The sequence below is a fragment of the Candidatus Nitrospira nitrificans genome (assembly GCF_001458775.1).
Taxonomy (GTDB): Bacteria; Nitrospirota; Nitrospiria; order Nitrospirales; family Nitrospiraceae; genus Nitrospira_D; species Nitrospira_D nitrificans.
In genome coordinates, this window is the sequence record NZ_CZPZ01000036.1 from 84933 (window position 1) to 105153 (window position 20221).

At 57.4% G+C, this 20221-nt stretch carries 22 protein-coding genes; 14 read left to right on the forward strand and 8 right to left on the reverse strand.

Annotation, left to right across the window (positions count from 1 at the left end; genetic code table 11):
• Window positions 1-23: 23 nt before the first annotated feature.
• Window positions 24-500, reverse strand: a complete 477-nt coding sequence (locus COMA2_RS19265) for a DUF192 domain-containing protein (RefSeq protein WP_175304739.1) — start codon at window positions 498-500, stop codon at window positions 24-26.
• A 142-nt stretch (window positions 501-642) separates the two neighbouring features.
• On the opposite strand from COMA2_RS19265, the gene COMA2_RS19270 reads away from it, so the two are divergent.
• The 3 genes from COMA2_RS19270 to COMA2_RS19280 all read left to right on the forward strand — a co-directional run bounded on the left by COMA2_RS19270 (window position 643) and on the right by COMA2_RS19280 (window position 2446).
• Window positions 643-828, forward strand: a complete 186-nt coding sequence (locus COMA2_RS19270) for a hypothetical protein (protein ID WP_090902410.1) — start codon at window positions 643-645, stop codon at window positions 826-828.
• 59 nt (window positions 829-887) lie between these two features.
• On the forward strand, window positions 888-1514 hold the full coding sequence (locus tag COMA2_RS19275; protein ID WP_090902413.1) for a flavodoxin family protein: 627 nt from the start codon (window positions 888-890) through the stop codon (window positions 1512-1514).
• A 350-nt stretch (window positions 1515-1864) separates the two neighbouring features.
• Window positions 1865-2446: a pseudouridine synthase gene (locus COMA2_RS19280; RefSeq protein WP_090902624.1), complete on the forward strand. Its 582-nt coding sequence runs from the start codon at window positions 1865-1867 to the stop codon at window positions 2444-2446.
• Between the two features lie 220 nt (window positions 2447-2666).
• On the opposite strand, the gene COMA2_RS19285 is transcribed toward COMA2_RS19280, so the two are convergent.
• On the reverse strand, window positions 2667-4463 hold the full coding sequence (locus COMA2_RS19285) for a M3 family oligoendopeptidase (protein ID WP_090902416.1): 1797 nt from the start codon (window positions 4461-4463) through the stop codon (window positions 2667-2669).
• Window positions 4464-4616: 153 nt separating this feature from the next.
• Between COMA2_RS19285 and COMA2_RS19290 the strand changes: the two genes are divergently transcribed.
• Window positions 4617-4946 carry a hypothetical protein gene (locus COMA2_RS19290; protein WP_090902419.1) on the forward strand — a complete coding sequence of 110 codons (330 nt, stop codon included), beginning with the start codon at window positions 4617-4619 and terminating at the stop codon, window positions 4944-4946.
• Window positions 4947-4949: 3 nt separating this feature from the next.
• On the forward strand, window positions 4950-5795 hold the full coding sequence (locus tag COMA2_RS19295) for a hypothetical protein (RefSeq protein WP_139077525.1): 846 nt from the start codon (window positions 4950-4952) through the stop codon (window positions 5793-5795).
• Window positions 5796-6389: 594 nt separating this feature from the next.
• Here COMA2_RS19295 and COMA2_RS19300 read toward each other — a convergent pair.
• Window positions 6390-6881 (reverse strand): nucleoside deaminase, encoded by a 492-nt coding sequence (locus COMA2_RS19300; protein WP_090902626.1) that lies wholly within the window; start codon window positions 6879-6881, stop codon window positions 6390-6392.
• Between the two features lie 98 nt (window positions 6882-6979).
• On the reverse strand, window positions 6980-7297 hold the full coding sequence (locus tag COMA2_RS19305) for a tetratricopeptide repeat protein (protein ID WP_090902425.1): 318 nt from the start codon (window positions 7295-7297) through the stop codon (window positions 6980-6982).
• 228 nt (window positions 7298-7525) lie between these two features.
• Between COMA2_RS19305 and COMA2_RS19310 the strand changes: the two genes are divergently transcribed.
• The 6 genes from COMA2_RS19310 to COMA2_RS19335 all read left to right on the forward strand — a co-directional run bounded on the left by COMA2_RS19310 (window position 7526) and on the right by COMA2_RS19335 (window position 12980).
• Window positions 7526-8470 carry a histone deacetylase family protein gene (locus tag COMA2_RS19310; RefSeq protein WP_090902428.1) on the forward strand — a complete coding sequence of 315 codons (945 nt, stop codon included), beginning with the start codon at window positions 7526-7528 and terminating at the stop codon, window positions 8468-8470.
• A 94-nt stretch (window positions 8471-8564) separates the two neighbouring features.
• Complete coding sequence (locus tag COMA2_RS19315) at window positions 8565-9443, forward strand: sulfurtransferase (RefSeq protein WP_090902433.1); 879 nt, start codon at window positions 8565-8567, stop codon at window positions 9441-9443.
• 82 nt (window positions 9444-9525) lie between these two features.
• Window positions 9526-9876 (forward strand): small metal-binding protein SmbP, encoded by a 351-nt coding sequence (gene smbP / locus COMA2_RS19320; protein ID WP_245631119.1) that lies wholly within the window; start codon window positions 9526-9528, stop codon window positions 9874-9876.
• 85 nt (window positions 9877-9961) lie between these two features.
• Complete coding sequence (locus COMA2_RS19325; RefSeq protein WP_090902436.1) at window positions 9962-10753, forward strand: nitrilase-related carbon-nitrogen hydrolase; 792 nt, start codon at window positions 9962-9964, stop codon at window positions 10751-10753.
• A 78-nt stretch (window positions 10754-10831) separates the two neighbouring features.
• Window positions 10832-11392, forward strand: coding sequence for a YqgE/AlgH family protein (locus COMA2_RS19330; protein WP_090902439.1), 561 nt, complete (start codon window positions 10832-10834; stop codon window positions 11390-11392).
• A gap of 208 nt (window positions 11393-11600) precedes the next feature.
• Window positions 11601-12980 carry a DUF3422 family protein gene (locus COMA2_RS19335; protein WP_090902441.1) on the forward strand — a complete coding sequence of 460 codons (1380 nt, stop codon included), beginning with the start codon at window positions 11601-11603 and terminating at the stop codon, window positions 12978-12980.
• Window positions 12981-13009: 29 nt separating this feature from the next.
• Here the strand turns inward: COMA2_RS19335 and uvrA are convergent, their stop codons facing one another.
• Window positions 13010-15796 carry an excinuclease ABC subunit UvrA gene (uvrA, locus tag COMA2_RS19340; RefSeq protein ID WP_217490837.1) on the reverse strand — a complete coding sequence of 929 codons (2787 nt, stop codon included), beginning with the start codon at window positions 15794-15796 and terminating at the stop codon, window positions 13010-13012.
• A gap of 128 nt (window positions 15797-15924) precedes the next feature.
• On the opposite strand from uvrA, the gene COMA2_RS19345 reads away from it, so the two are divergent.
• Window positions 15925-16245 carry a heavy metal-binding domain-containing protein gene (locus tag COMA2_RS19345; protein ID WP_090902446.1) on the forward strand — a complete coding sequence of 107 codons (321 nt, stop codon included), beginning with the start codon at window positions 15925-15927 and terminating at the stop codon, window positions 16243-16245.
• A 9-nt stretch (window positions 16246-16254) separates the two neighbouring features.
• Complete coding sequence (locus COMA2_RS19350; RefSeq protein WP_090902450.1) at window positions 16255-16830, forward strand: hypothetical protein; 576 nt, start codon at window positions 16255-16257, stop codon at window positions 16828-16830.
• A 6-nt stretch (window positions 16831-16836) separates the two neighbouring features.
• On the opposite strand, the gene COMA2_RS19355 is transcribed toward COMA2_RS19350, so the two are convergent.
• The 3 genes from COMA2_RS19355 to COMA2_RS19365 form a co-directional block, all read right to left on the reverse strand.
• On the reverse strand, window positions 16837-17175 hold the full coding sequence (locus COMA2_RS19355; protein WP_090902453.1) for a DUF3147 domain-containing protein: 339 nt from the start codon (window positions 17173-17175) through the stop codon (window positions 16837-16839).
• A 237-nt stretch (window positions 17176-17412) separates the two neighbouring features.
• Window positions 17413-18141, reverse strand: coding sequence for a CPBP family intramembrane glutamic endopeptidase (locus COMA2_RS19360; RefSeq protein ID WP_139077527.1), 729 nt, complete (start codon window positions 18139-18141; stop codon window positions 17413-17415).
• Entirely contained in the window at window positions 18128-19693 is a 1566-nt protein-coding gene (locus tag COMA2_RS19365; protein ID WP_175304740.1) for a TolC family protein, read from the reverse strand. Before COMA2_RS19365 ends, COMA2_RS19360 begins: the two co-directional genes overlap by 14 nt.
• A 63-nt stretch (window positions 19694-19756) precedes the next feature.
• On the opposite strand from COMA2_RS19365, the gene COMA2_RS19370 reads away from it, so the two are divergent.
• Window positions 19757-20182, forward strand: a complete 426-nt coding sequence (locus COMA2_RS19370; RefSeq protein ID WP_175304741.1) for a hypothetical protein — start codon at window positions 19757-19759, stop codon at window positions 20180-20182.
• Window positions 20183-20221 lie beyond the last annotated feature (39 nt).

Below are 20221 nucleotides of genomic sequence, written 5' to 3' on the forward strand. Positions count from 1 at the left end.
CGATGGTGTTGCCGAGGCAGACGTCAAGGCTGGCCGAACTGCAGTTTCGATCCTTTTTCGATCTTGTACCCATCGACCGTCCCGCCCGCAATTTCGAGGACGTACATCGCATCGTCACTGTGCGGGCGATACTGAGGACAAGAATCATCGCTCTTCGTGCAAATCGGGACATTCCGTTCGATATGCGTCACCCGTTGTTTGCCGTCGATCCAAATGAGATCGAGCGCGATCTTGGTATTCTTCATCCAAAATGACCAGGCCTGCGGTTGGCTGAAGAAAAAGAGCATTCCGTGGTCCTTCTTGAGGTGGTCCCGGTACATGAGTCCGACGGAACGTTTGAGGGGTGTGTCGGCGATTTCGGCCTTGATGGTGGCACCGGAAGGAGTTTGAATCGACGCAAATTCAGCTCCGGCGGCTCTGGCCACCCGTATATCATCGGCTAGTAATCCCCCTGTGATCACGGCGGAGAGAGCAAGCCAGGTAGAGAATCGCCGGCGCATCGGCGTATCGTAATGATCGGTTCCCTCGCAGTCAAGAAGGCTATGTGCTTGAACTGTCGGCGAAAGGGTATTTGGTTTCCGTAATCTTGCAATCTTCTCATCGCTTGTGCCATCCTCGCCTGGGGCTGACTGAGAGGAACCCATGCAAGAAAAGCGTCGAGTGCTTTATAAAAAAGGCGTGTTCGTCTGTCCTACCTGCCGGCAGTCTTACGTGCAGGAAAAGTGGATTGAGGAGTGGCGAATCCGGTGCCACCGCTGTACCTACCGTGGAACGTTGACGGAAGTGTCGGTTGAAGAGCATATGGAAGAAGAGACGTTTCGGCATTAAAGCCGCTCGCTTCTCTTCCATCCACCTCGTAACCTCGTAACATCGTGTCATCGCGCCTCATGCAGATCTCGCTCCTTGGTGAATCACGGCATTTCCTGGCCGTCGCTTTCATATTGGTCGCTCTTTGCACTGGCTGCGTGTCGCGGTCTTGGGCCGACGAAGCCTCGCTCTCGATCAAGGTTCTCGTCACCTACCACTCACTTTCGGGAAACACCGAGCGCATGGCGGAAGCCGTGGTGGCCGGAGCCAAATCCGCTCTAGGCACGCAGGTCGTCCTGAAGCGCGTCGCGCAGGTAACCGCAGAGGATCTGTTGTCCGCCGACGCAGTCGTCGTCGGGTCACCTGTCTATTGGTCGAACATGTCAGGAGAGGTAAAGACCTTCTTCGATAACTGGCAGTTCAAGTTCGGCGTCTTTCCCGAATTCAAGATGAAAAACAAGGTTGGGGCGGCCTTCGCCACGGGCGGGCAAATTTCGAGCGGGAAAGAGGTCACGATGTTGACCATCCTCGCCGCGATGCTGGGCAATCAGATGATTGTGGTGAGCGGCGGTGGAGCTTTTGGAGCGTCGGCCACAACCGAGGGTGAAAGTCCGGGAATCGATGATCAAGAGCTCGTTGATGCCAGAGCGTTAGGCCGGCGGGTAGCTGAAGTAACGAAGCTGATCAGGGTCGGGTCTTCGCGTTGAATTATTTGAGGAGCTCTTTCTGCCGCCACGGTGCGGCGGAGCGCGTCTCTTACCGGTCCACGGTGTTGGTCGATGCCCCCTGGATTGCGATCTCGACAAGTTCATGGATATTCTTCGCGCAGCGGCCGCAGCAACCGCTCTGCTTGAGGCCGAACTTCGACTTGAGCTGACAGGGCATCACACAGCCCGATCGTCCAGCCTCCCGGACATCTGACTCAGTAAGGCCTCTGCATAAGCAAACGTACATGCTATCCTCAATCAACGATTATGAGAAGCATTCTCATTGTGCCACAGGATAGGCATGCTGTCAACCTAGGATTGATACTATAAAGATGGGGTTTGAAACGGCTATGTCCACACGTGCCATCGCATTTTATAAACCCTACGGGGTGCTTCCATGCTTTACCGATTCGGAAGGGAGGCCGACGCTGGCGGACTACATCGCTATCCCTCGTGTCTATGCGGCGGGGCGTCTCGATCAGGACAGCGAAGGACTGATGATTTTGACTTCGCATGGCGCGTTGGCGCACCGGATTACCGATCCGCAACGGAAATTGCCGAAAGTCTATCTGGTGCAGGTCGAACGGATTCCAGATGAACCAGCGCTCGAACGGCTACGCGCAGGCGTGCTGCTTGGTGGAAAGCGGACAAGACCGGCCCAGGTGAGAGGGTTGGATACGGAGCCACCGCTGCCTGAACGGCCCGTGCCCGTTAGGTTTCGCAAGAACGTGCCGACGGCTTGGCTGGAGATCATCATCCAGGAAGGAATGAATCGTCAGGTTCGTCGCATGACGGCTGCGGTAGGCCATCCTACATTGCGGCTGATGCGTATCGCCATCGGCCCGGTTCGCCTGGGCGACCTCAACCCGGGGGAATGGCGAGCCTTGGAGGAGAATGAAATCAAAGCCATCAACCAACTGAGCGATCGGTGAAAGATGACCTGACGTGCTCGCAATGATACGGCTAAGGCGAGACTCCACCGCGCACGCTTTTCTGCAGCCACGCCACGCCGTATTCTGCAACGCGAATGTGAAAATGTAAGTAGTAAATGACCAACCTATTGGAGCGGTTTTCACCAGGGTGACCTCTTGGCCGCTCTGTCGTCGGTCTGCCCAGGCTTTGTGAGTCTGAGCGCCCCTCAATCCACTAGGATTACATCGTCCCTTCCAGTTGCTGTACCATGTCCTGAATGGTATCGAATCCGGATTGCCAGAATGCTGCGGATGTCATATCCACATCCAATTTACTGAGAATGTCTTGGGGCGATTGGGATCCACCAGTTGCAAGCAAGTCCAGATACTTTGGGACAAATGATGACCCTTGCTCCTTGTACATTCGGTATAAGGCCAGTACGAGCAGATTGCCGAAGCTGTAGGCGTAGCAATAGAACGGACTGGCGAAGAGATGGGGAATCATGAGCCATTCCCATTGAAACTCATCCGGCACTGTCACCGCCTTGCCGAATTGCTGCCGAAGCTCGACCAAATAAGCTTCGGCCAGATGGTCTCCCGTCGCCCCTTCCGCGACCATGCGATGAGCCGTTTGTTCGAAGTGAATGAAATAGGCCTGCCGTAGCACGGTTGCATAGATGTCATCCAGTTGACTCACGAGCAAGCCCTGTCGAACGGATTTGTTGCGCTCGTTCGACAGGAGGGTGTCGGAGAGAATGCGTTCACCGAAAACAGACGCCGTCTCCGCCAAGGGGAGGGTTGAATGGAAGGTAAAGATCGAATGGTCTTCGGCCATCATGCCATGGGCCGCATGGCCGAGCTCATGGGCCATGGTCGCGATATCTCGGGCTTCGCCGGTGAAATTCAGCATCACGTACGGTGTCAGGCCGGGCGCCACGCTGTAGCAATAGGCGCCACCGAGTTTGCCCGGACGGGTCGGCCCGTCGACGTGCCGTTCTCTCAAGACCTGTTCAGCCAGATCTGCCAGCTGGGGAGAAAAGCCGCGATAGGCGTCCAGCACCATGCGGACGGCATCGGCGTACTTGTATTTCTTAGTCTCCGCCCGATGGGGGGCATAAATATGGTACCGATTCATCGGGGAGATCTTGCAGATCTTTGCCTTCAGTTTGAAGTAGGTCTGGAAGATCTCAACATTCTTGGCGCAGGTCGCCAACAGCACATCGACCGCTCGATCCGGCACATCATTGCCGAGGTTGCGGGTGGCGATGGGAGAAGCAAATCGGCGAAGTTCCACATTCTCGGCTTTCCAGTCGTTCACGAGCGTCCGATACATCTCTCCGAGCAGGTCCCGTTGGCCTAAGAATACCCGATAAAGTTCTCTGTAGGCGGCCTGGCGGATTGAAGCTTTCGGGCTCCGCACGTGGCTCATGAGTTCTTCGCGGTTCATGGTGCGGGTTTTCCCACCGACTTTCATCGTGAAGGTCAGTCCGTTGGTCACCACGTCATAGAGCGTATTGACGGCGCTCCGGCCGGTCACGTTCTTGACATTGATGATTTTTTCTTCTGGTTCCGAGAGTGTATGCGGTGTGTAGCGCCTGATGGTTTCCAGGTAATACCGAAGGTCGCCGGCGTCTGCCATCATCCGTGCCGCATTCTTCTGATCGACTCCCTGCCACCAAAGATCGAGAAAAAGCAGGCGATTGGTGATGCCGGCGAGCCGCTCCTCCACCTGCGACTTAAATGATCGCGCGTGGGTGTTTGTGGTGTTTTCAGAAAACCAGAGGTAGGCGAACGCGCCAAGCCGGGCAGAACCTTCTGCGATCGATTCGGTGAGCTTCAGGATCGAATGGAAATCAGCGCTCGCCATTGTTGCCTGAAGTCGAGGACGAGCCGACTCAATCCGCATAACCTGCGCGTCCAGGGCCGCCAGATGCCGTTTCAAATTCTTCAGGGGGTCTTTCACGAGGTGAGTGAGGTCCCACCGGTCGGATAAAAGTGATGTGGAAGTCTTACGTGGAACCGGATGTCTGACGGCCATGCCGAGTCTCCTCTCAGGTAAGTTTTGCGCCGGGAACAGGCGGTAGTGTATCACCACGCCACGGTAAGATTGGAGAAAATTGCCGGACTAAACAGGGAAGCCGCGTTGACAGGTCGCTGCCATGGTGCAAGAATTCCTCGAGCGGGGAGAGGGATGAACGATCAGGAGCTTCATCGCGTAGTCCAGTATGTGACGGCGAGCACGTCCTATGGACGGGACACGGTGGCAGATATTCTTCGCACCGGTCTCGGTGAGTTATCGGCGCTGGCCACGCATTCAACGACAATCTTCGAACGGGACGCGTTGCTTGAATATGTGTCCCAGTGGACGATGAAACGGACCGGGCAGCCGGAGCCGTTGGTGCGTGAAGTGCTGGGCTGCGCCGGGCGATGGCTGGATGAAGTCTACGATGCATTGGCCAAACGCCAGCCGGAGGCTTTGAAGCTGAAAGCGAACGATGAGGACGATTCGGAGGTTCAGTAAACGATGGGCCGGTTTCGCCCACGAACCTCGTTCAGGTTGGCTGCGTCTCTACAACGCGGGCACCCGGGGCCGATACCCGCTTGGAAGCGGGAAGAAGAAGGGCTTTCTCAAGAACTGCACGATCGCTGGAGTACGCTTCACCGTCACTGCGCCGATCAATCGAGCCACCTGCGCCTAGGCCGTCTTGTCCGGCGGCTCACCCACCACGATTATGGGGTGAGGGAATCCGCACTCGCTGAGTTGGAGTTGGCCATCCAATTGCTTCGCGTCGGAGTCCGCGTCACGTTTTTGCCGGAGTCGAAGGCGCGAACAGCTGATTTTGAATGTGGTCTCGGTCGCGAACGCTTTTTCGTGGAAGTCACCGCGATGGTGGGGTCGGCGGCGCGTCAGCGATTGCCTTTGCGCGGTCTTGACCTTGATGAGGTGGTTGGAGAGGAGGAGGATCGGGGTGTCATCCTGATCCACAGGATTCTCGCGCGTATCCGACAAAAGGCCAAGCAATTGGCCGACTATTGTGACCCCGTCATGCTCAGTATCTCGATTCCACGAGCCGATCTTCAGGGTGAAAAGAACGCTCGTTCGGAAGCGATCTGGGTGGATCTGAAGGCGCTCGCCGGGGTGGTGACGGTCTTGCTCACCAGGGTGCCGACCCTCAGCGCCGTGTTGATTTCACTCTGGGATGTCGAGCCGCTTCTCTCACGAGGGGCGTTGAGACTTGCCAATGTCGAGATAATCGAACGGCCCAAACAGCAGCGTGCTCAACCGCGTGTGCAGATGCTGATCCGGAATCCTAGCGCTTCAGCTCCACTTTCCGAATATCATGACGCGTCGATCAGACAGATTCTTTAGGATATTTATAAAATGATTGTGCTTTGCCCTTTTCGAGGATTGTACATACCGCCTTTCATTGATTGAGAGCCCAATGGACAGTCTAAGATCCGACATTGATCCAACTCAATACTTCGGCAAGGACCACGGTGGGTGTGACACAAGGTCGTTTATCATGAGAGCGTCGCTGCCGCTCTCCTTCAGGTGGAGGGTTAAGCGGCATGCTATATTGGCTTCCATATGGATGATCGTATAAAGCCATGAAGACCAACGGCACTCTGGCTAGACGGTTTCCTTCTCACTTGCTTGCGCAGCTCCCCTAGAGGTCTACGCCGTGTCTCTATGGCGAAGCTGAAGGATGTGTTTGTGTTTCTTCGGAGACGTGGATGGTCAGAGTATCGCCATGAGGGAGGTAGCCATCGGGTGTGAGGACATCCCGACGGGCGGCAGATCACCATTGCGGTTCATCTCGGCAGGGAGATCAACCGGCCGACTCTTGCGAAGATCCTCGAACAAGCCGGGTACTTGCTACAAGATTTCTGGAATCATTGATGTGAGGTCTTCTTGTTAGAGGCCCGCTATCTGCGCATTCGCTACCAGTTTAGTTGAATATCGCTACGATCCCTTCCGGGCATTGTAAATTCGACCGCCGATTCGCTGATAACGTTGGAAGACCGCGATCGCCTCATCTCGGCAACGATCGCGGGTCACGGAAATTCCTCGGTCTTCCAGCGTCGCCACCCAGTTTTTTGGTTTCGGAGCTTCGTCAAACCCGATCGCCGTTGCATCGGACGCTCGCGCCGCGCAGACGACTTTGCGAACTCCGGACCAAAGGATTGCGCCATAACACATGGCACAGGGCTCGCAGCTTGTGATCAGTTCAAGCTTCGGCAGACCGGGTGCGCCAAGATCGAACTGCTTCAGAGTCCGGTGTGCATTGGCGAGGGCGACGACTTCAGCGTGAGCAAGAGAACAGTTGGTGGGTTCGACGATGTTGACCCCGACGGCGATGAGCCGCCCTGTTTGCGATTCAAACACGGCAGCGCCGAAAGGACCACCGGTTTTAGCGGTGACATTGGTCAGGGTCAGTTGGATGACGAATTGCATGCGATCGGTAGCCGCTACGAGAGGTTTGTGCTGGAGACGCACAAGACGGATGGCCCAAGGTGGCAGACGAAAGGGAGATGCGGATGAGAAGCGGCTCTTCACGACGGCAACGAAAGCTTCAACGCCTCAAGATTCTTCGTCACCATGGCGTCGCCGTTCTTCGTTGAGACGTCAATGCCCGTCGCGCAGACGGTTCGGCATTCGTCGAGGCGCTCCAGCTTCTGGAGGGATTGCGCGAGCCCATAATAGGCAGCCGAGTAGGTGGGCTTGACGATGACACATTGCTGCAACGCCTTCGCGGCTTCTTCAAAGTTCCCGTCGTCCATATAGGCTTTCCCCAAGCCGAACCAGGCCACGTCATCGTTCGGGTCTATGGCAAGAACTTTCTTCAGCGGCTCGATTCGTGGATTCGGCATAATGGCTCCTCTTGTTAATGGGAAACGATAACAGTGCCGGCGCACATTGTCTATGGCGTTTTCTGCATGATAATCTCACGACGGATATCGTATCTCGTTCAAGCGTTTCAAGTTGCTGGTTTCAAGTTATGAGTTCGGATTGATGAATTCCGAGGTGGAACTTGAAACCTGAAACTAGGAACGAGGAACCAGTTCTCCAGAACGAACAACGTTTCACTGGTTTTAGTTATGGGAAACACCGGTCTCGTTTATCATCCGACGTATCTTGAGCATGACATGGGAGTCGGGCATCCGGAATCTCCCGATCGGCTGCGCGCCATCATGCAGCAATTGGCGACGAGTGGAACCGCTGCTCGACTGGTCAGCATCGAACCGCGAAAGGCCGAGGATGAGTGGATCACGCAGGTCCACAATCCCAATTATCTGGCGTCGCTCAACCGACAAGCGCCTACGAGTGGCCGAGTTTCGCTCGATCCTGATACGTCCATGTCTCCAGGCACACTGCATGCCGCGTATTTCGCGGCAGGAGGGGCATTGGCGGCGGTCGATGCCATCATGGCACAGGAGGTCGATCACGTGTTCTGCGCTGTTCGGCCTCCCGGTCACCATGCCGAAGCCGGGCGGGCGATGGGGTTCTGTTTCTTCAATAATGTGGCGATTGCCGCGCGGTATATCCAGAAAAAACATGGGCTCACCAGAGTGCTGATCGTCGATTGGGACGTCCATCACGGGAATGGGACGCAGCATAGTTTCGAGGACGATCCTTCTGTCTTGTTTTTCAGCACACATCAATATCCCCATTATCCCGGCACGGGTCGAGGAACCGAGCGAGGCAAAGAGACGGGAGAGGGGTTCACGATCAATGTGCCGATGGAGGCCGGTGAGGGGGACGACGAGTATCGGGCCGTATTTCAGAAAGTGCTCGTGGCGGCAGCCGATGATTTCAAGCCGGAGTTTGTCATCATCTCAGCCGGCTTCGATGCGCATAAAGATGATCCGTTGGCCGGTATGGGATTGACGGAATCCGGCTATGCGGAGTTGACCGAGATCGTGGCGGGTATCGCGAAACGCCACGCGAACGGTCGCATTCTATCTGCGCTCGAAGGCGGCTACAATCTGAGGGCGCTCGCCGCCTCTGTTGATGTCCACATCAAGGCGCTGTTGAACGCGTGACACATGGAATGAAGATCGGCCTGGGTGTGCTGGGTATGGTTGTGAGGCCACGTCCGACAGCCGAATCACTGCGTCAGGCAGTAAGGAAGATATCATGAAGCATCCGTTATTGATCGACACCGAAACACTCCAGCAGCAATTAGGCCGTCCTGATCTTGTCGTCATCGACGTCCGAGGCAAGGCTACGTATGAGTTCGGCGGGCATATTCCCGGGGCCGTGCATTCCACATGGCATGAGTACAGCGATCCCAATGCCGTTGCGAAAGGATTACTGAATCCGGCTCTCGGTGAGATCGAGCGTATTCTCCAGCGGCTTGGGGTCAATCAGGACAGCGACGTCGTGATCTATTCCAATCCCTTCGACAATTGGGGCGATGAAGGGCGGATGTTTTGGATGTTGGAATATCTGGGACACACCCGGTTGCGTATTTTGAATGGTGGGTGGGTGAAGTGGACCGCCGAGAAGCGGCCGTTTGAGCATGGACCGGTCTCCCCGGCGAAGGGAAATTTCAAAGCTCAACCACGGCCGGATGTGATCGCGTGGAAGAACGACGTGAAAGGCCTCGTCGGTGGGCCGCATCCGCAGACGGCGATTCTCGATGCGCGGAGCGTTGAAGAGTATCTCGGCAAGGAGGTATCGGGTCTTCCCCGGCCCGGGCACATCCCTTCAGCCATACACGTGGCGTGGAATGGGTTCTTGAATAAGGATGCGACGGTTAAAGAGCTGTCCGTGATCAGGGAGATGTTGGCCGCGAAGGGGATAGACAACGGGCAGGACGTCATTTGCTATTGCACAGGCGGAGTGCGATCAGCCTGGCTCTATTTCATTCTCAAGCTGGTCGGATATTCGAAGCTCAGAAACTACCCCGGCTCGTGGTGGGAGTGGAGTCGTGACTTTGCCTGTCCGGCCGAAAAAGACCTCCATGCGCTTCAGAAAATGCTTGGATTTGATCCGGCCTCCAAGCCTTCTTGACAGTCTGAAGGAGCGCTGTGTAAGGTGATTTGAAAATTTTTCAACGTGAAACCGTGCATCTTCCACCATCAAGGAGGCAGCCATGATGAGAAGAATCCGTCGGAGTGCGATGCTCGTATTCGGACTCGGCGTGTTGGTCGGCGCGCCGGTGCTGAGTGGCTCAGCGCTGGCCGCCGCCAATCCGCATGTGAGCGAAGCCGTCGAGCATGCGCGAGGCGCCGCATCACATGGAAAGGAAGGCCATGCCGATGCCTGTGTGCAGCACGCAGAGGAGGCGCTCAAGCATGCGATGGCCGCAGGCGTGAAAAACCCGCATTTGGATGAAGGGGTCAAGCATTTGACCGAGGCGGTGAAACACGGGAAGGCCGGCCATGCGGAGGCCTGCACCGAACACGCGAACGGCGGGGCCACGCACCTGGCCGAAGTCAAGTAGCCGGTTGCGCCCCGCGAGGATGTTTTCCGGAACGGGCAGGGACCACCGTCCCTGCCCGTTCTTGTATGAGTGAAGAGGTGGTGTCATGCGCGTCGGATTTTACCAATTCGATTCACAGTTCGGTGAGGTGACCAAGAATCTGGAGATGGTCACGGCCAAGCTGGACCAGGCGGATGCGGACCTCATCGTGCTGCCGGAGTTGTTCGCGTCCGGCTATCAGTTTCTTTCGCAGCAGGAAGCGCATCAGCTCGCCGAACCGGTTCCTGATGGACCCACGGTCTGTTGTCTGGTCGACATCGCGAAACGCCGCAAGATGCATCTTGTGGCGGGACTTCCTGAGCGATCCGGTTCCCGCTGCTACAACTCCGCCGTAATCGTGGGGCCGTCCGGTTTTCTGGGATGCTATAGGAAGACGCATCTTTTTTTCGAAGAGACCCAATGCTTCACGCCCGGTGACTCAGGATTTCTTGTGTGGGACATCGGGGCTGCGAAGATCGGGATCATGATCTGTTTCGATTGGTACTATCCGGAGGCGGCGCGCACGTTGGCGATGCAGGGGGCCGAGATCATTTGTCATCCCTCCAATTTGGTGTTGCCGAACTGCCCGGATTCCATGCCGGTGCGGTGTCTCGAGAATCGGGTGTTTGCCGTGACGTGCAATCGCATCGGCAGCGAAGCACGGGGCGGAAAAGAGCGGTTGACCTACATCGGCCAGAGCGAAGTGGTCACGCCGAAGGGGGTCATTCAACATCGGGCGTCTCATGACCAAGCCGAGCTGACGATCGTTGAGATCGATCCGGCGCAAGCCCGCAACAAGAGTTTGAATCGCTACAACGATCTGCTTCGTGACCGCCGCACGTCGTTGTATAAGCTGTAATCTCCCCCTCGCCGTCATCGCCTGCCGAGAGAAGCCCGGCGCTTGCGCAAGTCGCGTGAGCAGAGTAGGATTTCGTTCATGGACACCGAACTTCGCAAAGGCATCTTTCTGATCGCGGCGCCGGGCCTGCGCGACCCGAACTTCCGCCAGACTGTCGTCTTGCTGTGCGAACACGGGCCGGAAGGAGCGCTCGGCGTCATCGTAAATCGTCCGACGGCCATGTCCATTTCTGAAGCCTTGCCTCAGGTTCCGGTGATCGAGGGATCAGGTCATGTGCTCTATGCCGGGGGCCCTGTGCAGACGAATCAAGTGATGCTGCTCTACCGAGGCGATCAGTTTCCGGACAATGCGCATCACGTGTTCGACGGGGTCTGTCTCGGCGGCGATGTCGGCATGGTCGAACGCATCCTCACCGGTGTCGGGACGAAGGAATCCTTCCGCGCCTATCTTGGATATTCCGGATGGGCGCCGGGCCAGCTGGAGAGTGAAATGAAAACCGGCTCATGGATTACGTTGCCCGCGGACCCGCAAGCCGTGTTTGAAAAAGAACCGACGCGTGTCTGGGGGGATATCCTCCTTACGCTGGGCGAGGCCTATCAGCCATACGTGGAAATGCCCTTCGATCCATCCTATAACTGAGTCCTTCGCGCGTCCCTACCGACCGCGACTCCATCATCATTGAAGCTTGCCACGCTGGATGCTAGGCTCGTTTCCGCAGTGAGGGAGAGTGGCTTGTCGCGGCGGTCGTCTTGTCCGCATGATGGCTCGGATGCAAGAGTCCTGACGCGATTGTCACGTCGACCGTGGAGTCGGATGAGCGAGCTATGCCAAGAGGGGGAACACATACGTGAATCAGTCAGATACGTCTCGGCCGGGAGCCGACGCCTTGTTGAGGAAGTTGCATGAACGTCCGCACCAGCCGATTGGGCGATGGCTGCGCGCCCCGGCCCATGTGCAGTACAAAGCCTTTCGCATGTCCGACCCGCCGACGCAGCGTCCGGCCAGTCGGTTGGAATTCGAATCGCTGTTGGGACATCTGAAGATTTCCGCCGAGACGACCTCCGTGAGGGAGAATTTCGGCTACGGCGTGAAGGAAGCGGAAAACGGCGAGCGGCTCATCCTCATCTGGCAGGCCCATACGGAATACTATAATTACCAGCTCTGGCATGTGCCGTCGCAGGTGAACGGCGCGGTGACGTTCGGGCCGTTGATGTTTCCGGAGTACACGTTTCCGGTTGAGCCGATTGGGTCGGTGGTCTGCCGATTGGATATTCTGCTGACGACGGGCATGCTCCCGCCGCGTCATGAACTGCGTGGGCTGATGCCGGGCCCGGTTCTGTACGGCAGCCGAATCTTCAATGAGCAGACCTGCGTCGCGACAAGTTTTACGCCGGACGACCACGGACGAGAACGGTACTGGATCAGTGTGGGACCGTCGCAAGGCGATCCTTCCCGCCTCAAAGACATTGTCGATGCCATCGTGCGGATCGAGACCTACTATCATTTACTGCTCATGCAGAAGCCGATGTTTTCCGCGGCCATCGATCAGGTCTATAAATTCGAACAGGTCCACCTGAGACAGCGCGAGATCATCACGAGCCACATCGGACACGCCGATTCACAGACATTGCAGCGCTGGTTGAATACCCTCACTCAGGATCTGCTGAAGACGAACCGCATGGCCGGCACACTCCACTTCGAGTTGTCCGCCTCGCTCCCCTACGACAGGATCGTGCATTCCACCCTGGCGTCGTTGGCCGAGAAACCCCTGGAGTCGTATCGTCCGACCTCGGACTATGTGCTCAGCGGCATTACGGGCGTGGCGGAAGGCTATCAGCAGCTCTTGAAGCGGATCGACACGCTGCGAAGCGGCTTCGAAGGCATTATCACCATCATTCGCACCCGCATCGACTTGATCTTGGAGGCGCAGAATCTCGCGCTGCTTCAGAGCGTCGATAAAACGACTAAGAGTCAAGTGTTGCTACAGCACACTGTCGAGGGATTGTCGGTCATCGTCATCGCCTATTATGTGGCCGGGCTTGGAGGGTATATCTTTAAGGGGCTGCAGGAAATGGGCTGGCTGAAGAGCGCCAATCTTGCCTCGGCGATTTTTGTTCCCATCGCGATCGGGCTTGCCTTCGCCGTCACGACGTTCAGCAAAAAATATCTGCATAAGAAGTTGGAAGGTGAGCAGCGCGTGACCAAAACGGACAAACCGGAACCGTAATCAGCAGGCGGGTTGTTAGTGGATCGTCTCTAGCTTGTGAGTGCCTGTGCCAGGAACCGCCCGGTATGCGACGCCGGCACGTTCGCGACCTGTTCCGGCCGTCCTTCCGCCACGATCTGTCCCCCGGCTGCGCCGCCTTCGGGGCCGAGGTCGATGATCCAGTCCGCTGATTTGATGACATCCAGATTGTGCTCGACGACGACCAGGGTGTTGCCCGCGTTCACGAGTTTGTGGAGGACGGCGAGGAGCTTCTTGATGTCTTCAAAGTGCAGGCCCGTCGTCGGCTCATCCATGACGTAGAGGACGTCCTTGGCGGAGGAGTCCTTCAGCTCGGCGGCGATCTTCAACCGCTGGGCTTCGCCGCCGGAAAGTGTGGTGGCCGATTGGCCCAGGCGTAAATATCCCAGGCCGATGGAGGTGAGAAGATGCAACCGCTCCTGTAATTTCGGCGTTCCCGTGAAGAAGGAGAGCGCCTCCTCCACGGTCATGTTGAGCACGTCGGAGATGTTCTTGCCTCGGTAACGAATCTTCAAGATCTCCGGTTTAAAGCGCTTCCCTTCGCAGATCTCACAGGGGGCGTAGATATCCTCGAAGAAATACATCTCTAACTTTTCCACACCGCTGCCCTCGCAGCGTTCGCAGCGACCGCCGAGTGCATTGAACGAAAAGTGGCCCGGCGCGAATCCCCGCTGCAGCGCTTCCCGTTCAGACGCAAACAGCCGGCGGATCTCATCGAAGGCTTTGAGGTACGTCACGGGATTGGAGCGAGGAGTGCGCCCGATCGGTTGTTGGTCGATCAACTTGATGCCTTTGAGGTGCTCGATGCCTTTGATGGCCTTGAAGCGCCCCATGGGAAGGGAGTCCACGCGAAAGGCGCGGGCCACGGCGCGGTAGAGAGTGTCTTCGACCAATGTACTTTTGCCAGAGCCGGAGACGCCGGTGACACAGACCAACATGCCGAGCGGAATGCGCACGAACAGGTCTTTGAGATTGTGCTCATCCGCTCCGGCGATGACGAGCATTGTGCCGTTGCCGGTTCGCCGCTTCGTGGGCGGGGGAATATGGTCTTCGCCGCGTAAATACCTGGCGGTGATGGCGCGCCGATCTTGTTTGAATTCAGCAGTTGATGCCGCGCAGACAATCTCGCCGCCCTTCTCGCCGGAATGAGGCCCGAGTTCAACGATGTAGTCGGCTGATTCGATCATGCGGCGATCATGTTCGACCACCACGACGGTGTTTCCGGCATCGGCAAGATCGTGGAGAATGCCGGCTAGGAGGTCGGTATCCCTCGCATGAAGTCCGATCGTGGGTTCGTCGAGGACGTAGAGTGTGCCGACGAGCCGAGATCCCAGCTGATTTGCCAGCGCGACCCGCTGTGCCTCACCACCGGACAGCGTCTTGGTCTGACGGTTGAGCGTCAGATACCCGAGGCCGACTCGCCGCAGGAAGGTCAGTTTGGCGGTGAGCTGTCGGAGAATATCGGCAGCGATCTCCCGCTCGGGTTGACGTAGGGGCAGGGAGCCGACCCAACCGGCAAGACTCTCGACCGTTCGTTCCGTCGCCTGATGGATATCGTGTCCGGCGATTTTGACGAACAGCGCATCGGGCTTCAGGCGGCTGCCATGGCAACCAGGACAATCGAAGGGGGTGCGGTAACGACTGAGAAAGACACGGACATGGAGTTTGTAGCGTTTGCCTTCCAGATATTCGAAAAAATCGTTGATCCCGTCGAAGGACTTGTCGCCCTCCCAGAGCAAGCGTTGCGTGTCCGTGGGGAGCGTTGTGAACGGAGCGGAGACGTCGACTCCATGACGTTTCATCGCGGACAACATCTGTTTCTGCCACCAGGCGGAGCTGGGTTTGCTCCAAGGTTCCACGACTCCCTCGGCAAGCGACTTGGTGGAGTCGGGCATGACCAGGTCAGGATCGTACCGCAACACATTCCCGAACCCTTTGCATTCGGGACAGGCCCCAAGGGGGTGGTTGAACGAAAACAGAATCGGCCGCAAGGGCTCGAAGGCGCGTCCGCATTGCTGGCAGAGAAATCTGGTGCTGTAGGACTGCCGGCCATGGCCGATGATGTCGATCGAGCAACGTCCGTCCCCTTCACGGAACGCGGTTTCGATCGCTTCGACGAGACGAGAACGATGGTCGTCTCTGATCACCAAGCGATCGAGGACGATGAAGAGGGTCGGGCACGTGTGGAGCGAGGGCGCTTCGACATCGTGCAGATCGATGATGTCATCGCCTGCTTTCATTCTGGTGAATCCACGGGTCAGCAGCGATGACACGAGGGCCGCTTCTTCCTTGCGTGAAGGAGTGGGGATGGGAAACAGTACCATGGCTCTGGCATCGGGCCATCGTGTGAGCAGATCGTTCGCCACCGTCTCTGGTTGAAACGAGCGGGCTTCCTGACGACAATCCGGGCAGGTCGGCTTGCCGATTTTGGCAAAGAGCAGGCGTAGGAGGTCGGCAATTTCCGTCGTCGTCCCCACCGTCGAGCGGGACGTGCGCACTTGATTCTTCTGCTCGATGGCGATGGCCGGCCGCACATTGATGAGGCGATCCACGTCCGGGCGGGCCACCTTGTCGAGAAACATGCGGGCGTAGGTCGAGAGCGACTCGACATAGCGCCATTGTCCTTCCGCAAAGATCGTGTCGAAGGCGAGCGAGGACTTACCGGACCCCGACACGCCGGTAATGGCGGTCACCTGGTCGTGGGGGATCCGCAGCGAGACGTTTTTGAGAATATTCTGCCGCGCACCTTCAATGATGAGGTGATGGGGCGACGGAGTGGGCGGTACAGGGTTCGGCACGGCGATGGATCCCACGGGTGAGTGACCGACCATCGTAACAACAGTCGAAGTGTGGTTCAATGACGCAGGAAAGGCTTGTTGATTGGTTCGCCGAATGAGAGGATGAAGACACTCAACGAGGAGGACACATGATTCTGTCGACGACCAACCATATCGAAGGCAAAAAAGCAGTGAAGTATTTGGGCTTGGTGTCCGGGGACGCGATCCTCGGCGCAAATATCTTTCGGGATTTTTTCGCGTCGATCCGCGATATCGTCGGCGGGCGTTCGGCGGGCTATGAAAAGGAGCTCCGGAAGGCCAAGGATATCGCCCTTGGAGAAATGCGTGAGCAGGCCAAGACCTTGGGCGCCAATGCGATTGTCGGCATCGATATCGACTATGAAACGATCGGCGCCAACAGCAGCATGCTGATGGTCAGCGCGAGCGGCACGGCCGTCGTGTTGGAATAACCGACTTGCATGACACTGCTCACGAATGTTGAGTACCTCGATCTAGGCCGTCGCATCGTGCCGCTGCTTGGGTCGGTCTTGGCCGGGTCCTCGGCGGAGGCGCTGCGTGAGCTCGCCCGCGCGTATGATCCTTCGGCGGATGAATCGCTCATCAGCGCCGAGGTGTTTCTCTTTCATAAGTATCTCCTGATGCAGGCCTGTGTGGGTGTCTTTCCGGACGCGCACGTGGATCATGTCGTGGGGGGCCTGTTCGCGGCGCTCAATGAACGCGCCGGTGGGCTGGAGCTCGGTCCGGAGCGGCAGCAGGCGATGGAAGCGGTGTGGCAGCGGCGGGCGAGACAATTCGACCGGCCCTTTTCTCAAGATCGTCGTCGGTTTCTTGATGAAGGGTCTGGGTCGGCTCACTGGCAGCAGACGATCGGCCGATTCTGTCTCAACGTGCGAGCCATGGAGAGTCCACCGGATCTCTGGGCCGGGAGCGATGGCCCGTCTTACTTAGCCAGCCATTCCGTCACGGCAGCGCTTGACCGGATGGTGTCAGCCTTAGAAGAGATGAATCGACTGCGGTTCGGCGAGGCCGTATAGGCGGGATCATCGCAACATCATCTTCAGCAATCCTATGCATCCCATATACAGGATGAGTGATCCAGCCATCGCCGTCCAGAAGCCAAGGCGCGGAATGCCCAGGATCATCGCGACGACGTAGACGGTCCAGGGCGGGACAAACCACAGCAAGTTCTTGGCGTAGTCGACCGTCGTGGTGCCGCCGCCGTTCGCATAGAGCAGGATGAAGGTGAGGCCGGTGATGGCGGGAAAGGTGCTGGCCATGGCGGCGAGAAACGACTTGCCTTGCGAGCCAAGATACGTGGACACGCTCACGATCGAGCCGCCTAACAGGAAATAGAGCATATATTTGCCGAGATCGGTCACGGGGTGCTTCCTGCTGACTGTCCAATGTCGTCTCAACCCTCAATATCCGTGACGGCGACAGATGTCAACATGAGTTTTTCCACAGCCTGCTCGTTCTGTGGAACGTCTCAATGGTTTTCCTCTCCGGCTCCTTCCCCGGTCCGTATCGGAGGGTAATGAGTCGACTCGGATCATTGTGGTGTAGATTGGTCGGCCATGACTTGAGGGCAAACCGGTGAGACGGCAGTCAGTCGCGTCTTACCCGATCGCCGCTCGTACCATGCTGTACATCACCATCACCTCGACGGCGTGCGCGACGATGGTAATCCAAAGGTTGCGCGTCCGCATCCAAAGCATCCCCCAGATCAATCCATCCCAGAGTGCGATCCAATGGAGGTGTTGGAAGGTATTCACCAGGAACGGGTCGAAGGCAAAGGTGAATGAGCTGATTGCGAGGGCGAGGAGCGCCGGCCGCTCGCGTGAGTCGGTCCCCCGCCACTGCGATTCGAGATCGGCCAGCCGTCCCAAGAGGAACCCGCGAAAGTTCACCTCCACGAACAGCGCGATGCAGCAGATGAGCCACGGCACCATGACGAGGACCGGAAGGCGGCCATGCGGTGTCTGCTTCAAAAAGGTGATGTCGAAACCCAACGACGGATAGACCGCCAGAATCACGAAGGTATTCAGACCGCCTAATAACAATCCCGTCGGAATTCCCCACTGCAGGCCGGTCAGTATCTTTTCTTTTTCTAACCCGAGTTGAATGGGGACCTGCGAGGCGCGGGCGGCCCAGAGGCTCAGCCCTATATAGGAGAGAAACTGCGGCGCGAATTGAACGAGGAGCTGCGCTTTGAGGGAAGTCGGCAGACCATAGTAGCCGGCGGTTCCCGCGATGGGAAGCAGCGGCAGTGCCGCTCCCACGGTAACGATGTGAGCTGAAGCCGGCCGATCCGGCCCGGAGGCCATGGGCGAGCTACGAGAGCTCAAGGTGATAGCGGTCCAACGTAGTTGCTTTATGCCGCGCGAGATTGGACAGCGACTTGTTGTAATCGACGACGGCCCGTAGTTCGTTACCCTGAGCCGTGGCCAGATCGCGTTGGAAATCGAGCACGAAACGAGTCGTGCTGAGGCCGACCTTCAGCCGTTCCTGTTCGGCTTGCAGCTGTTTTTCGGCCATGATTCGCGCCGAGCGGGTGGTCTCGATACGCTTGAAGTCGGTTTGGACTCGACGCACCGCCTCACGAATGCCGACGATGATTTGTTGACGCACGTTCGCGAGCGCGACTTCCGCATTCTTGGCCTCCAGCTGGCGCTTGCTATAGGTGCTGACAGCCGCGCGGTTGCCGAGCGGATAACTGAGCACCAGTCCCGCTCCATAGTTGTAGAAGTCGCCGCTGAAGTTTCTGGTAAAGGTTTCGCCGTAGTCGCCTCCGAGGCCGGCGAGTCCGACGGTGCCTTGAAACGACAGTGTCGGCAGCAATTGGTTGCGGGCGAATTGCTTGTTGAGTTCACCGGACTCGATCTGTTTTTTTGCCTGGGTGATTTCCGGACGTTGTTCGATCGCGATGTCGATGGCTTCCTGGAGGCTGAGGGGCTCCAGGACCGTGACGGGGGCATCGGCGGGAGTCAGGCGTACGTCTTGACGCAAGTCCTCTTCGCCCGGATTCAACAGACGCCGTAATTGATCTTCCTGGTCCTGAATGGCTTTCTCCGCCACCAATACCTGCTCTACTCGCGATGCCATCGCGGCTTCGGCTTGAAGCACATCGACGATCGACATGACGCCTGCTTTCGCCTTGGCGCGGTTCGTGGCCAAGAGTTCTTCCGCGGCCTTCAACGCCGCCTGCGCAACTTTCAAGTGTTCATTCGCAAACACCAACTCCCAGTAGGTTTGTTCCACCGTGGAGACGACGGTCATCACGCGATCTCGAAACACATGTTGCTCGACCTCGGCATTGTTCTGAGCGATCTTGATGAAGGTCTTGTTGATCGCGACTCCGGCGTTTCTGAGCAACGGCTGGGTGAAGGTGAAGGCCAGGCCGCCCGTCCAGGAAGGGTTGAACAAGAACCCCGTGGCGACATCTTGATTCACGCTGTTCCGAGCCGGGCTATAGTTGACGTCGAAATTACCGCCGGTGATGAGGTTGGTCGAAGCATCGACGGTCACGGAATGATTACGCTGGTCGAAAATTCTAATCTGGTTCAGGTTGACGCCGGTTCCTCCGAACACGGGTCGATTGAGAGGGTTCACCGTCCGGTTATATTGACCGTTGATGCTTAAGTTGGGGTCGAACTTTGATTGTTCGACGATAATGTCAGCCAACCGGCTTTCTTTGTTGTGGCGGCTGATACTGATATCGAGATTGTGCTGGAGCGCGCGGACCGCGGCATCCGCCAATGAGATGGTTTCACGCCGTTCCGCCGGAATCGGTTGCGTGGCATCCAGACCCCAGCCTTCAGACTGGGATGAGAGCCATCCCAAGCAGGCGAACAACAGGACTACCAGCGGGTGGGGGCGAGTTGAGGAGTTGCCAATCATACATCCCTCCTTGATCGACGATCTGAACCAGCGCATACTGTAATGTGTTTCATGGAGCCTGTCATGAATATTAATCTCTCTCGGCGCCTGAAGGAAGCGGGCGGTTTGCTGTGTGTGCTGGCGGTCGCGGCGCTCCATGCCGACGAATCCGTGCTGGCGCAGAGCACCTCGGGCGCATCGAGTGTCCGGTCATTTAGTGGAGGAGTCTCTCCGCTGATTAGGTTCGGCGGCGGCAGTCTGTACATCGATAACCAGGGAACGCAAGGGTTCCTCTATGCACCGGCCCCCAACTTCCAGTCCTTTAACTTTCGCAATCCGACGACTGGACAGGCATGGAGTGGCGCGGTGATGACCTTCGGACCGCAACTATCTATCGGGCTTATCCAAGGCGCGAATCAGATAGGAAGCCCCACCGTGCTTCCGGGGCCGCCACGCGATACCGCTCCATTGCCTCCGATTGAGTCCGGGTTACTCGACGAGATGCCGTAGGCGGCGGTTTGACGAATGACGATCGCCGCCGGTCTTTTG